This window comes from Enterobacter sp. Ap-867 (assembly GCF_011752855.1).
Classification (GTDB): Bacteria; Pseudomonadota; Gammaproteobacteria; order Enterobacterales; family Enterobacteriaceae; genus Cedecea.
Genome location: NZ_VWWS01000007.1, coordinates 313,040 through 325,823, shown reverse-complemented (window position 1 = coordinate 325,823; position 12,784 = coordinate 313,040). Strand labels below are relative to the sequence as shown.

At 55.7% G+C, this 12,784-nt stretch carries 12 protein-coding genes and 1 other RNA gene; 4 read left to right on the top strand and 9 right to left on the bottom strand.

Annotated features, from left to right (window positions below):
* Nucleotides 1-10: 10 nt before the first annotated feature.
* The 3 genes from ubiH to F3J26_RS18325 are packed head-to-tail and all read right to left on the bottom strand — an operon-like array spanning nucleotide 11 to nucleotide 3,104.
* Nucleotides 11-1,189: a 2-octaprenyl-6-methoxyphenyl hydroxylase gene (ubiH, locus tag F3J26_RS18335; RefSeq protein WP_166995266.1), complete on the bottom strand. Its 1,179-nt coding sequence runs from the start codon at nucleotides 1,187-1,189 to the stop codon at nucleotides 11-13.
* The gene (gene pepP, locus F3J26_RS18330; protein ID WP_166995264.1) at nucleotides 1,186-2,502 is read right to left on the bottom strand and encodes a Xaa-Pro aminopeptidase; all 1,317 of its coding nucleotides are present in this window, start codon (nucleotides 2,500-2,502) and stop codon (nucleotides 1,186-1,188) included. Before pepP ends, ubiH begins: the two co-directional genes overlap by 4 nt.
* 23 nt (nucleotides 2,503-2,525) lie before the next feature.
* Nucleotides 2,526-3,104, bottom strand: a complete 579-nt coding sequence (locus tag F3J26_RS18325) for a YecA/YgfB family protein (protein ID WP_008461600.1) — start codon at nucleotides 3,102-3,104, stop codon at nucleotides 2,526-2,528.
* Nucleotides 3,105-3,272: 168 nt separating this feature from the next.
* Between F3J26_RS18325 and zapA the strand changes: the two genes are divergently transcribed.
* The 3 genes from zapA to F3J26_RS18310 all read left to right on the top strand — a co-directional run bounded on the left by zapA (nucleotide 3,273) and on the right by F3J26_RS18310 (nucleotide 4,444).
* Nucleotides 3,273-3,602 carry a cell division protein ZapA gene (gene zapA / locus F3J26_RS18320; RefSeq protein WP_008461599.1) on the top strand — a complete coding sequence of 110 codons (330 nt, stop codon included), beginning with the start codon at nucleotides 3,273-3,275 and terminating at the stop codon, nucleotides 3,600-3,602.
* Between the two features lie 41 nt (nucleotides 3,603-3,643).
* Nucleotides 3,644-3,827: non-coding RNA, 6S RNA (ssrS, locus tag F3J26_RS18315), on the top strand.
* 20 nt (nucleotides 3,828-3,847) lie between these two features.
* Entirely contained in the window at nucleotides 3,848-4,444 is a 597-nt protein-coding gene (locus tag F3J26_RS18310; RefSeq protein WP_166995262.1) for a 5-formyltetrahydrofolate cyclo-ligase, read from the top strand.
* A gap of 37 nt (nucleotides 4,445-4,481) precedes the next feature.
* Here the strand turns inward: F3J26_RS18310 and serA are convergent, their stop codons facing one another.
* Complete coding sequence (gene serA, locus F3J26_RS18305) at nucleotides 4,482-5,720, bottom strand: phosphoglycerate dehydrogenase (protein WP_166995260.1); 1,239 nt, start codon at nucleotides 5,718-5,720, stop codon at nucleotides 4,482-4,484.
* A 303-nt stretch (nucleotides 5,721-6,023) separates the two neighbouring features.
* Nucleotides 6,024-6,683, bottom strand: a complete 660-nt coding sequence (rpiA, locus tag F3J26_RS18300; RefSeq protein WP_008461594.1) for a ribose-5-phosphate isomerase RpiA — start codon at nucleotides 6,681-6,683, stop codon at nucleotides 6,024-6,026.
* Nucleotides 6,684-6,871: 188 nt separating this feature from the next.
* Here rpiA and argP point away from each other — a divergent pair, with 188 nt between their 5' ends.
* The gene (gene argP, locus F3J26_RS18295; RefSeq protein WP_008461592.1) at nucleotides 6,872-7,771 is read left to right on the top strand and encodes a DNA-binding transcriptional regulator ArgP; all 900 of its coding nucleotides are present in this window, start codon (nucleotides 6,872-6,874) and stop codon (nucleotides 7,769-7,771) included.
* A 53-nt stretch (nucleotides 7,772-7,824) separates the two neighbouring features.
* On the opposite strand, the gene F3J26_RS18290 is transcribed toward argP, so the two are convergent.
* The 4 genes from F3J26_RS18290 to pflB form a co-directional block, all read right to left on the bottom strand.
* Entirely contained in the window at nucleotides 7,825-8,562 is a 738-nt protein-coding gene (locus tag F3J26_RS18290) for an oxidative stress defense protein (RefSeq protein ID WP_008461590.1), read from the bottom strand.
* A 110-nt stretch (nucleotides 8,563-8,672) separates the two neighbouring features.
* The gene (gene argO / locus F3J26_RS18285) at nucleotides 8,673-9,308 is read right to left on the bottom strand and encodes an arginine exporter ArgO (RefSeq protein WP_166995258.1); all 636 of its coding nucleotides are present in this window, start codon (nucleotides 9,306-9,308) and stop codon (nucleotides 8,673-8,675) included.
* A gap of 142 nt (nucleotides 9,309-9,450) precedes the next feature.
* A complete protein-coding gene (locus F3J26_RS18280; protein ID WP_166995256.1) occupies nucleotides 9,451-10,311 on the bottom strand; it encodes a small-conductance mechanosensitive channel MscS in 861 nt (286 codons plus the stop codon).
* Between the two features lie 171 nt (nucleotides 10,312-10,482).
* Entirely contained in the window at nucleotides 10,483-12,777 is a 2,295-nt protein-coding gene (pflB, locus tag F3J26_RS18275; RefSeq protein ID WP_166995254.1) for a formate C-acetyltransferase, read from the bottom strand.
* Nucleotides 12,778-12,784 lie beyond the last annotated feature (7 nt).

Sequence of the window (12,784 nt, the reverse complement as noted above, 5' to 3'; positions counted from 1 at the left end):
TGACTCTCCTTTAACGCGCCACCCAACCCAGGGTGCGCTGAGCCAGCACGTCTCGTGCCGGAGTAAAATGTTCCATCGCCATCAGGCCAAGGTTACGGCCCGCCACTAGCGGTGCCCAGCGGTTAGCAAACAGCTGAACCAGCCCGTCAGTGACGCCAATAGTTGCCGCTTTATCTGCGGCACGGCGCTGCTGATAAGCGGCCAGAACCGGGAAGCTGCCGACATCCGTGCCTGCAGCGTGCGCCTCTGCCAACCCTTCAGCCAGCGACATAACGTCGCGCAGGCCAAGGTTGAACCCCTGCCCGGCTATCGGATGCAGCGTTTGCGCGGCATTGCCTACCAGCGCCAGGCGATGGGATACGGTCTGAGAAGCCTGTTGTAACGCCAGAGGATAATGATGACGAATGCCTGCATGGGTAATTCGCCCCAGCCGCCAGCCAAAGGCACGCTGAAGCTGCTGACAAAACGCTGCTTCGCTCCAGCTTTCAACCTCGTCACGGGCATCCAGCGCATGGCACCAGACCAGCGAGCAGCGCCCGTCGGACATAGGCAGCATGGCGATTGGCCCGAATTCGGTAAAGCGCTCAAATGCCCGGCCATGATGGGGTTCAGAAGTAGTGACGTTGGCAATCACGGCGATCTGCTGGTAGCTCTGCGGCTGCCAGGTGATGCCGCACTGCGCCGCCAGCTTAGAACGGGTGCCATCCGCGGCAACCAAAACGTTGCCCTGCAGCTCAACGCCGTTATCCAGCACAACCTGCACGCTATGCTCATGCCGGGTAAACGACGAAACGCGCTGCGGGCAGTGCAGCGTTACGCCAGGCGCTTTACGCAGCAGGCTAAAAAGACGCAGCCCGACGTCGTGCAGCTCCACAACCTGCCCAAGCGCATCAATCTGGTAATCCTCAGCTTCAAGGGTGACGAAGCCGGCGTGGCCTTTGTCGCTGACGTGCACGGTTTTAATTGCCGTGGCGCAGTCGACGAGCGCAGACCATACGCCAATGCGGGCCAACTGCTGCCGGGTGCCCTGGGCGAGCGCGATGGCTCTGGCATCAAACCCCGGATGAGCGGCTGAGTCCGGGGCAATCGCCTCGATGAGGTGCACCGGCAATTTCCCCTGGGTGAGGGTCGATATGGCTAATGCCAGCGTCGCCCCCGCCATCCCGCCGCCAACAATGATGACGCTCATGGCTGACGCGCCGCTGCCATCAGCGCTTCGATATCGTCTGCCGACTTCACCACGCTGGCGGTCAAGTTCTCGTTGCCGTCTTTGGTGATCACAATGTCGTCTTCAATGCGGATGCCAATGCCACGATACTGCGCGGGCACGTCCGCATCCGGAGCAATATAAAGCCCAGGTTCGACGGTGATGACCATACCCGGCTCCAGCACGCGTGACCTGTCCTGCCCGTAAGCGCCCACGTCGTGCACGTCCAGCCCCAGCCAGTGGCTCAGGCCATGCATAAAGAACGCGCGGTGGGCGTTATTGGCGATCAGATGATCGATATCGCCTTTCAGAATACCGAGCTTCACCAGCCCCTTAACCATGATGCGCACCACTTCCGTCGTCACTTCCTGCATGGACGTGCCCGGCCGGTAGAGTTTTAGCGAGGTTTCGAGCGATTCCAGCACGATGTCGTAAATTTCACGCTGCGCTGGGCTGAATTTGCCGTTAACAGGGAAAGTGCGCGTGATGTCTCCGGCGTAGCTTTGGTATTCACATCCGGCGTCTATCAGCACCAGATCTCCGTCGCGCAGTTCACTTTCGTTTTCGGTGTAATGCAGAATGCAACCGTTCTCACCGCCGCCCACAATAGTGGTGTACGAAGGATAACGCGCGCCGTGGCGAGTAAACTCGTGGTGAATTTCACCCTCGAGCTGATATTCAAACATTCCCGGGCGGCAGGCCTGCATGGCACGAGTATGCGCCAGCGCGGAAATCTCGCCGGCACGACGCATAACGGTAATCTCTTCTTCGGATTTGAAGAGGCGTAGTTCGTGTACCGTCGGGCGCCAGTCGGTCAGGGTTACGGGCGCAGCGAGATTTTGACGCGAACCACGACGCAACTTATCCAGCGCGGCAAAAACGATGTTATCCGCATATTCGTACTCGCCCTGAGCGTGGTAAACCGCATCCAGACCGTTTAGCAGGAGATGTAATTGCTCACCGATTTCGCTGAAGGCCAGCGCGCGATCCACCCCTAACTTCTGCGGGGCAGCGTCCTGGCCAAGCCTGCGGCCAAACCAAATTTCTGCACTTTTATCCCGCACGCGGTTGAACAGCACGCTGTGATTATGCGACTCATCGCTTTTAATGAGCACCAGCACGGCTTCCGGCTCGTTAAAGCCGGTGAAGTACCAAAAATCGCTGCTCTGCCTATAAGGGTATTCGCTGTCGGCATTGCGGGTCGCTTCCGGGGCCGCGAAAATTAACGCAGCGCTGCCGGGCACCATTTTCGCCAGTAGCGCCTGGCGGCGGCGAAGAAATTCCTGCTGGGTCATCACATCTCCTGATTTTTTGATCGTTAGTGGAGCGTAGGTTTGCGTACCTCTGGCGCGGTCGGTGCCGCGTGAGTAAAGGTGTCGTGGCACAGCAGCGCAGCAACACGCACATACTCAATGATCTCTTCGAGCGACATCTCCAGCTCTTCCTGGTCTTCGTCTTCGTCGTAACCCAACTGGGCAATATTACGCAGATCGTCAATGGCTTCGCCGGTTTCACCGGTGACTTTGTCGAGCTTGCTCTGCATGACGCCGAGGCCCAGCAGGAAGTGGTTTACCCAGCCGGAAAGCGCATCGGCGCGATCGAAAACGGAGACATCATCCCCGTCCGGCAGGTAAAGCTGGAACAGGAAGCCTTCGTCTTCCAGCGCATCGCCAATGGCGCCGTGCATCTGGCGCAGCGGATCTGCGAGGTTCTGGCTAAAGGCCAGGCCTTCGTTAGTCAGGTCATGCAGCAGCGTTTGCCAGCTGGTGTCTTTGTTACCACCGCACAGCATGCCGCTGATCAAGCCGTGCATTTCTGCAGGCGTCAGACCCACACCCTGTTGGTTCAAAAGTTGGCCGACTAAGTCGTAGTCCGGCATTGCGTTCTGTATTGACATGCGCATTCGTCATCGTTGGCAGGAATAGTGTGTGTTATGCTACCACCAGGACCCCCGCAGATACCAGAAAAGGGCTTGTATCTTGATATCGGGATAGCTATAGTGGCGCCCCTTCCGCTACCGGGGCCGGTAGCGTAAAGGCAGGCGAGTAAACAGCAGGAAGGTGGCATGTCTGCACAACCAGTCGATATTCAAATTTTCGGTCGTTCATTGCGCGTGAATTGTCCGCCTGAACAACAGGATGCGCTGAATCAGGCTGCGGAAGAGCTGAATCAGCGGTTGCAAGATTTAAAAGTTCGCACTAGAGTCACAAATACCGAGCAGCTGGTGTTCATCGCAGCACTTAACATTTGCTACGAACTGGCTCAGGAAAAGTCGAAAACCCGTGACTACGCCGCCAATATGGAAGAGCGTATTCGGATGCTACAGCAGACCATCGAACAAGCATTGCTTGAGCAAGGTCGCATTGCAGACCGACAGGGTCCAAAGTTTGAATAACACTTCGCAGTTGACTGTGGTAGAGTAACTTCGAAGACAAAATTTCTCTGAGATGTTTGCAAGCGGGCCAGTCCCCTGAGCCGATATTTCATACCACAAGAGTGTGGCGCTCCGCGGTTGGTGAGCATGCTCGGTCCGTCCGAGAAGCCTTAAAACCATGACGACACACTCACCTTGAACCAAGGGTTCAAGGGTTACAGCCTGCGGCGGCATCTCGGAGATTCCCTCTTTACTACCCGGCCATCATGACGCATATCCCGTTAACCTCAACGCTTCGTCAGGACATTCGCCAAACGATTCGGCAGCGACGCCGGTCGCTCACTCCCCCAGAACAACAAACCTTTGCCCTACAGGCTGCTGAACGCATGCTGGCGTTTGAGCCGGTCATTCGTGCTCAGACCGTAGCGTTGTTTCTCTCGTTCGACGGGGAACTGAATACCACTCCGCTGATTCAGGCTTTATGGCGGGCAGGCAAAAACGTTTATCTCCCGGTGCTTCATCCTTTTAGCCCCGGCAACCTGCTGTTTTTACGCTACACGCCGCAAAGTCACCTGGTCACCAATCGCCTGAAAATTCTTGAGCCTAAGCTGGATATTCGCGACGTGCTGCCGCTGAATAAGCTGGATGTACTGGTCACGCCGCTGGTTGCCTTCGATGAAACAGGCCAGCGTCTGGGGATGGGCGGCGGGTTTTACGACAGAACGCTGCAGCACTGGCAGCAGCACGGTTTCTACCCGGTTGGCCTGGCGCATGATTGCCAGCAGGTGGAGACGTTGCCGGTAGAACAGTGGGATATTCCTTTGCCTGCCGTGGTGACGCCATCGCGCCTTTGGCAGTGGTGATGCCCCTTCCCCCTTCGGGGAAGAGGCCATGGTCAGATCAGTACAGCAGACGGGCGCGGATGGTGCCCGGAATCGCTTTCATTGACTTCAGCGCTTTCTCAGCCACATCTTCCGGCGCATCAATATCAATTACTACGTAACCCATTTGCGGCGTGGTCTGCAGGAACTGAGCGGCAATGTTGATACCCTGCTCAGCAAAGATCTGGTTAAGCGCGGTCAGAATGCCAGGGCGGTTCTCATGAATGTGCAGCAGGCGGCTGCTGGTGCCCCCGTGCAGCGGCAGAGAAACTTCCGGGAAGTTAACCGCAGACAACGTAGAGCCGTTATCCGAGTATTTCGCCAGTTTGCCCGCCACTTCCAGGCCGATGTTTTCCTGCGCTTCCTGAGTTGAGCCGCCGATGTGCGGGGTCAGGATCACGTTGTCAAACTCGCACAGCGGAGAGTTAAACGGATCGCTGTTGGTGGCCGGTTCGGTCGGGAAGACGTCGATAGCCGCACCTGACAGATGCTTGCTGGAAAGCGCACCGCACAGAGCAGGAATATCTACCACCGTACCGCGAGAGGCGTTGATCAGCAGAGAGCCCGGCTTCATCAAGGCCAGCTCGTTCGCGCCAATCATGTTTTTGGTGGAGGCGTTTTCCGGCACGTGCAGACTAACCACATCGCTCATATTCAGCAGGTCGGAGAGATGCTGAACCTGAGTCGCGTTGCCCAGCGGCAGCTTGTTTTCGATATCGTAGAAGTAGACGTGCATCCCCAGGGATTCAGCCAAAATCCCCAGCTGCGTACCGATGTGGCCGTAGCCAATGATGCCCAGCTTTTTACCACGGGCCTCAAAAGAGCCTACCGCCAGCTTGTTCCACACGCCACGGTGCGCTTTGGCGTTAGCTTCAGGAATGCCGCGCAGCAACAGCAGCAATTCACCAATCACCAGTTCAGCAACGGAACGGGTGTTCGAGAACGGGGCGTTGAACACCGGAATACCGCGCTTCGCCGCCGCATCCAGATCAACCTGGTTGGTGCCGATGCAGAAGCAGCCTACAGCCACCAGTTTTTCAGCCGCGGCAAAGATCTCTTCGGTCAAATGGGTGCGGGAACGCAGGCCAATGAAGTGAGCATCACGGATCGACTCTTTGAGCGCTTCGGAATCCAGCGCGCCTTTATGGAATTCAATGTTGGTGTATCCCGCTGCACGGAGGCTGTCTACCGCCTTCTGGTGCACGCCTTCCACAAGCAGGAATTTAATTCTGTCTTTATCCAGTGATACTTTTGCCATTTCCCGACCCTATTTTCAGTGCTGTTGTATTCGTTTATAGGCGGTGATGCGCCACCGCCTATAAGTTACCCTTCTGTCAAAATATCAAAATCTACGTTTGGGGCAATATGAACGATTGCGTCGCCGTATCGTCAGGCGGGAATAAGGCGGCGAGAGTCAGAATAAAATGCTGAGCGGGAGAGTGAACCAGGCATGAATCACAGAACTGTTACCGAAATGTGATATATGTCACCAAAAATGCGGTTAAAATAATTTGTCATTTTTTATACGGTTTTTTGGGGCGCAGAACGCGCCCCGGTCAGATCATTTCACGATGGTTTTTACGCCGTCAGCGGTACCGATCAGCGCCACATCCGCGCCACGGTTCGCAAACAGGCCCACGGTAACAACGCCAGGCATACCGTTGATGATGTTTTCCAGCTTCATCGGTTCCATGATGCTCAAACCATGCACATCCAGAATGATGTTACCGTTGTCCGTGACCACGCCTTGACGGTACTCCGGGCGACCACCCAGTTTTACCAGTTCACGCGCGACGGCGCTGCGCGCCATAGGAATCACTTCCACCGGCAGCGGGAAGTTACCGAGAATATCAACCTGCTTGGAGGCGTCCGCGATGCAAACAAACTTGTCGGCAACGGAGGCGATGATTTTCTCGCGAGTCAGTGCTGCGCCACCGCCTTTAATCATCTGCATCTGGTGGTTGATCTCATCGGCACCGTCGACGTAGACGCCTAATGAATCCACCTCGTTGAGATCGAACACGGGGATCCCAAGACTTTTCAGTTTCGCGGTAGAAGCGTCGGAGCTGGAAACAGCACCTTCAATCTGGTGTTTGATGGTGCCCAAAGCATCAATAAAATGCGCGGCGGTTGAGCCCGTGCCCACGCCCACAATGGTGCCCGGCTGCACATACTGGAGTGCTGCCCATCCGACTGCTTTTTTCAGTTCATCCTGCGTCATAATTTTATGCCTGTGATGTGGAAACTGACGCGCATTATAGAGCATGCGGCGGAAAAATGTCCCCGGCTTTGCCGCACTGCAAACCCCATCACGTTCAAACACAATGTCAGCTTGCTGATTTGGTCTGAATCAGCGGCAAATTTATGTCATAGTGGCTGCACGACGAAATCAGGAGCAGATGAACAACAATGAAACGCCCGGACTACAGAACGCTGCAGGCGCTGGATGCGGTAATTCGTGAACGAGGATTTGAGCGTGCGGCGCAGAAGCTGTGCATTACTCAGTCGGCGGTGTCACAACGTATTAAGCAACTGGAAACGATGTTCGGCCAGCCATTGTTGGTGCGTACCGTGCCGCCCCGCCCCACCGAGCAGGGCCAAAAACTGCTGGCACTTTTACGTCAGGTGGAACTGCTGGAAGAAGAGTGGCTGGGCGATGAGCAAACCGGCTCCACGCCGCTGCTGCTTTCGCTGGCAGTTAACGCCGACAGTCTGGCCACCTGGCTGCTACCGGCCCTTGCGCCGGTTCTGGCCGACTCCCCCATTCGCCTGAATCTTCAAGTGGAAGATGAAACCCGTACTCAGGAACGCCTGCGTCGCGGGGAAGTGGTTGGGGCGGTATCCATCCAACCTCAGCCGCTGCCGAGCTGCCTGGTGGATCGCCTGGGCGCGCTGGACTATCTGTTTGTGGGGTCGAAAGATTTTGCCGAGCGTTATTTCCCGAATGGCGTCACGCGGTCGGCGCTGCTAAAAGCCCCTGCCGTAGCCTTTGATCATCTCGACGATATGCATCAGGCATTTTTACAGCAGAACTTTGATCTGTCCCCAGGCAGCGTGCCGTGCCACATCGTTAACTCTTCGGAGGCCTTTGTGCAGCTGGCTCGCCAGGGCACAACATGCTGCATGATCCCGCACCTGCAAATTGAGCGCGAGTTAAATAGCGGGGAATTAATCGACCTGACACCGGGTCTGCTGCAGCGCCGCATGCTCTACTGGCACCGCTTTGCACCGGAAAGCCGCATGATGCGCAACGTGACGGATGCGTTGCTGGAGTACGGGCACAAGGTCTTGAGGCAGGATACGGAATAAGGCTTTGATTAACCCTCGTCGGCTGCGGCGAGGGTTAAGGTGAAGATCACATCTTACTGAGCAGGTGCCGCAGGGGTTTGTGCGCCCTGCAGTTCAAACACCACATCGACCTGATCGTCAAACTGAATAGTCTGCTGATCGTAGGTATCCTGAGCGGAAGCCGGTGCGGCCGCGTCCGCTTTCATCATGCGAACCATCGGCGCGGGCTGGTAGTTAGACACGTGGTAACGCACGCTGTAGACCGGGCCCAGCTTGCTGTTAAAGCCTTCGGCCAGGAGCTTCGCCTGGCGGGTTGCATCGTTAATCGCTTCTTTACGTGCTTTGTCTTTGTACTCTTCTGGATGCGCAACGCCCAGCGACACGGAACGGATTTCGTTCAGGCCAGACTTCAGCGCGCCATCCAGCAGCTCGTTCATTTTATCCAGCTGACGCAGCGTGACTTCCACCTGACGTACCGCACGGTAGCCCTTCAACTGAGTTTTACCGTCTTTCAGGTAGTCATACTCTGGCTGTGTGCGCAGGTTAGCGGCATTGATGTCCTTCTTCTCTACGCCATTTTTCTGCAGGAAGGTCAGGTATTGCGCCACGCGATCGTCGGCCTGTTTTTTGGCTGAGGCCGCGTCCTTAGCGGACACGTTGACTTCGATAGCGAGCGTGGCGATATCAGGAACGGCATCGACGCTGGCTGTCCCGGAGGTGACCACGTGAGGGCCGTTTGGCAACTCACCCGCCTGCACAGAAACAGAACCTAATCCCATTAACGCGGCTAATGCTAAAATTTTAAACTTCACTGTAACTCCTCCGTGCTACGTTCCACTGTGATTACGCCGTTCAACAAACTCCCGACGTCTGCCAGCAAGCTTAGCCTGTAATGGTAACTTGTCTATCAGATTATGGCGAATTAGCCCACGAGTGCCGCGATGTGCTGCACGCCATCCCGGGCCAGCTGAGCGGCAATAAACCACATCACAATCCCAACCACCCCGTTGATAATGCGCTGCGCTTTTGCGGTACGAAGACGAGGGGCCAGCCAGGCGGCAAGACTAGCCAGGCCGTAAAACCAGAGAATGGAGGCGCTAATGGTTCCCAGCGCGAACCAGCGTTTTGCTTCGTCCGCAAGCTGGCCCCCCAGGCTACCAAGTACCACAAAGGTGTCCAGATAGACGTGCGGGTTGAGCCAGGTCACCGCCAGCATGGTGACCACGATTTTCCAGCGCCCCTGCTTCAACACTTCGGCAGAAGCCAGCTCCAGGTTGCTGCTCATCGCCGTGCGCAGCGCACCCCAGCCATACCACAGCAGAAATGCCACGCCGCCCCAGGTGACCAGCGCCAGCAGCCAGGGAGACTGCATCAGAATGGCGCTGCCGCCAAAAATCCCGCCGCAAATCAGAATGATGTCGCTCAACGCGCACAGGGAAGCAATCATCAGATGGTACTGGCGACGAATGCCCTGATTCATCACGAAGGCATTTTGCGGCCCCAGAGGCAGAATTAGCGCGGCTCCCAATGCAATGCCCTGAAAATAATAAGATAACACGCGACACACCCTTTAACTGTTCATCATTGAGCGTGAGTGTAATGCGCAAAAATTATTAGAGGAAATTGATATTTTTAATCGCTTATAAGCATGGCTAATCATTGCAGGTGAAAATAAGGCCAGCGAAAGCTGGCCCCGGAGGTTATGCGTTATCAGAGTCTTTCATCTGGCGAACGTGAACGTCCATTTGCGGATAAGGAATACCGATGCCGTTGGCATCAAGCGCTTTCTTGATGCGCTCCAGCACGTCCCAATAAACGTTTTGCAGGTCACCGCTTTTGCTCCATGCCCGCACCACAAAGTTGACGGATGAAGGGCCAAGCTCGTTCAGGCGCACGGTGATATCGCGCTCCTTCAGCACGCGCTCGTCGCTGGTGATGATGTCAGTCAGGATCTGCTTAACTTGATCGATGTCGGCATCGTAGGCCACGCCGATGATGAACTCGTTGCGGCGGGCAGGTTCCCGGGAGAAGTTAATGATATTCCCGGCGATGATTTTGCCGTTCGGCACAACCACGATTTTGCCATCCACGGTACGCAGCGTGGTGGAGAAGATTTGCACGTTCAGCACGGTGCCCGCAATGCCGCCGAGATCGACATACTCCCCGGTACGGAACGGGCGGAAGGTAACGAGCAACACGCCTGCGGCCAGGTTGGACAGGGAACCCTGCAGCGCCAAACCAACGGCCAGACCGGCGGCACCCAGCACGGCAATCACCGAAGCTGTCTGCACCCCGACACGGCTCAGGGCCGCAATCAGCGTGAAGGCAATAATCCCGTAGCGCACCAGCGCGGAAAGAAAGTCGGCGACAGTGCTGTCGATGCTGCGAGCCAGCATCAGGCGATTAACGGCTCCGGAGACCAGACGGGCAACGATCATCCCGGCGATCAAAATGGCCACGGCGGCGACGATATTTACCGCATAGCTCAGGAGCAGCTCCTGATTGCGTACCAGCCAGCCCCCCGCATTATGAATACTGTCTACTACGTTGAGATCTTCCATTTACTGTTCCTTGTCTGAAAAGTTTCTCCGCCCGGTAAGGCAGTTCAAACCGTAAAGGGTAAACAAAAACGCATGGATGTGCCAAGTACGTCACAAAATTGATCTCAAATTGCGTATTAATGCGGCAAAAAAAGGGAAAAGCCCGGACGAATGTCCGGGCTAAAAGTGGGCTTACAACGTTTGTGTGAAGGTCCGGGAAATAACATCCTGCTGCTGCTCGCGGGTAAGCGCGTTGAAACGCACCGCGTAGCCAGAAACACGAATGGTCAGTGTCGGATAATTTTCAGGATGCGCGATGGCATCCATCAGCATTTCACGGTTCAACACGTTGACGTTCAGGTGCTGCCCGCCTTCCGTTTTGACATCGTGGTGGAAGTAGCCATCAAGCAAGCCGACCAGGTTCAGGCAGCGAATGGAATCCTCTTTCCCCAGCGCCGCAGGCACGATGGAAAACGTATAAGAGATACCATCTTTTGCGTAGCTGAACGGCAGCTTAGCCACGGAGGTTAACGAGGCTACAGCTCCTTTAGTGTCTCGCCCGTGCATCGGGTTCGCACCGGGTGCAAACGGCGTTCCTCCCCTGCGGCCATCTGGCGTGTTCCCCGTTTTTTGCCCGTAAACCACATTCGACGTAATGGTCAAAATAGACTGCGTCGGCACGGCATCGCGATAAGTTGGCAGCGCCTGAATTTTCTTCATAAAACGCTCAACCAGATCGCAGGCAATGGCGTCCACGCGATCGTCGTTATTGCCGTATTGCGGATAGTCACCCTCAATCACGAAATCCACCGCCAGCCCGGTATGGTCGCGCACCGGCTTAACCACGGCGTGTTTGATGGCAGAAAGTGAATCCACCGCCACCGAAAGCCCGGCGATGCCACAGGCCATCGTGCGGTAAACATCCCGGTCATGCAGGGCCATCAGCGAAGCTTCGTAGCTGTATTTATCGTGCATGTAGTGGATCAGGTTCAGGGCCGTCACGTACTGCACCGCCAACCAATCCATAAAGCTGTCGAGGCTGGTCATCACCTTGTCGTAGTCCAGCACATCGTCGAGCAACATTGGCGTTTTCGGCCCAACCTGGATCTTCAGCTTTTCATCCATTCCCCCGTTGATGCAGTACAGCAGCGTTTTTGCCAGGTTGGCGCGAGCGCCAAAGAACTGCATCTGTTTGCCAATCACCATCGGGCTAACGCAGCAGGCAATCGCATAGTCGTCGCTGGCGAAATCGCTGCGCATCAGATCATCATTTTCATACTGCAATGACGAGGTTTCAATCGACACTCTGGCGGCATAAACCTTGAACGCTTTCGGCAGCGCCTCAGACCAAAGGATGGTCAAATTCGGCTCCGGCGCAGGCCCCATGGTGTAAAGCGTATTCAAATAGCGGAAGGTACTTTTGGTCACCAGAGTACGACCATCCTGCCCCATTCCGCCTAACACTTCCGTTGCCCAAATAGGATCCCCGGAGAACAGCGAATCAAACTCCGGCGTGCGCAGGAAGCGCACCATGCGGATTTTCATAATGAAGTGGTCAATAAGCTCCTGCGCCTGTTGCTCATTGAGCAGGCCAGAGCGAAGATCGCGCTCAATATAAACATCGATAAAGGTTGCGGTGCGCCCCAGCGACATCGCTCCGCCGTTTTGCGACTTCACCGCCGCCAGATAGGCGAAATAAAGCCACTGAATCGCCTCCTGTGCGTTGCTCGCCGGCCTCGAGATATCGAAACCGTAGCCAGCGGCCATGTCCTGTATTTGCAGCAGTGCGTGGCGATGCTCCGACAGTTCTTCTCGCAGGCGAATCGTTGCCTCAAGATCCTCGCCGCGTTCAAGCTTTTGCTGCAGATCGGCAAACTGTAGCTCACGTTCGCGAACCAGATAAGCAATGCCGTACAGCGCCACGCGGCGGTAATCGCCGATGATTCGGCCACGCCCGTAACCATCAGGCAGCCCAGTCAGTACGCCGGACTTGCGGCAGCGCAGAATATCCGGCGAATAAACGTCGAACACGCCCTGATTGTGCGTTTTCCTCAGCTCGGTAAACTGATACTCAAACTCAGGGTCCATTTTGCGGCCATAGGCTTCAAACGAACTTTTGATCATATTGATGCCGCCGAAAGGATGCAGCGCGCGCTTTAGCGGCTGGTCCGTCTGAAGGCCAACAATTTTCTCATGCTGCTGAATAATGTAACCGGGGGCATGGGCGGTAATGGACGTGGCCACGTTAGTATCAAAATCGACCGGGGCATGAGTGGCATTTTCAACGCGAATACCCTCCATCACCTTTTCCCAGAGCGCCGTCGTCTCAGATGTTGCGCTCGCCAGAAACGCATCATCCCCCTCATACGGCGTGTAGTTTTGCTGGATAAAATCCCGAACATTAATTTCATGCTGCCAGCATTCCCCACGAAACTGCTGCCAGGCCTGAGCATAATTATCATGGGAAATATCAATATCCATTTTCATGCATTCA

Bases quoted from the DNA above. Each gene is read 5' to 3' on its own strand.
- rpiA (WP_008461594.1), bottom strand. From the start codon at position 6,683: ATGACGCAGGATGAACTGAAAAAAGCAGTCGGATGGGCAGCACTCCAG.
- pepP (WP_166995264.1), bottom strand. From the start codon at position 2,502: ATGACCCAGCAGGAATTTCTTCGCCGCCGCCAGGCGCTACTGGCGAAA.
- serA (WP_166995260.1), bottom strand. From the start codon at position 5,720: ATGGCAAAAGTATCACTGGATAAAGACAGAATTAAATTCCTGCTTGTG.
- zapA (WP_008461599.1), top strand. From the start codon at position 3,273: ATGTCTGCACAACCAGTCGATATTCAAATTTTCGGTCGTTCATTGCGC.
- ubiH (WP_166995266.1), bottom strand. From the start codon at position 1,189: ATGAGCGTCATCATTGTTGGCGGCGGGATGGCGGGGGCGACGCTGGCA.
- F3J26_RS18280 (WP_166995256.1), bottom strand. From the start codon at position 10,311: ATGGAAGATCTCAACGTAGTAGACAGTATTCATAATGCGGGGGGCTGG.
- pflB (WP_166995254.1), bottom strand. From the start codon at position 12,777: ATGAAAATGGATATTGATATTTCCCATGATAATTATGCTCAGGCCTGG.
- F3J26_RS18310 (WP_166995262.1), top strand. From the start codon at position 3,848: ATGACGCATATCCCGTTAACCTCAACGCTTCGTCAGGACATTCGCCAA.
- argP (WP_008461592.1), top strand. From the start codon at position 6,872: ATGAAACGCCCGGACTACAGAACGCTGCAGGCGCTGGATGCGGTAATT.
- F3J26_RS18325 (WP_008461600.1), bottom strand. From the start codon at position 3,104: ATGTCAATACAGAACGCAATGCCGGACTACGACTTAGTCGGCCAACTT.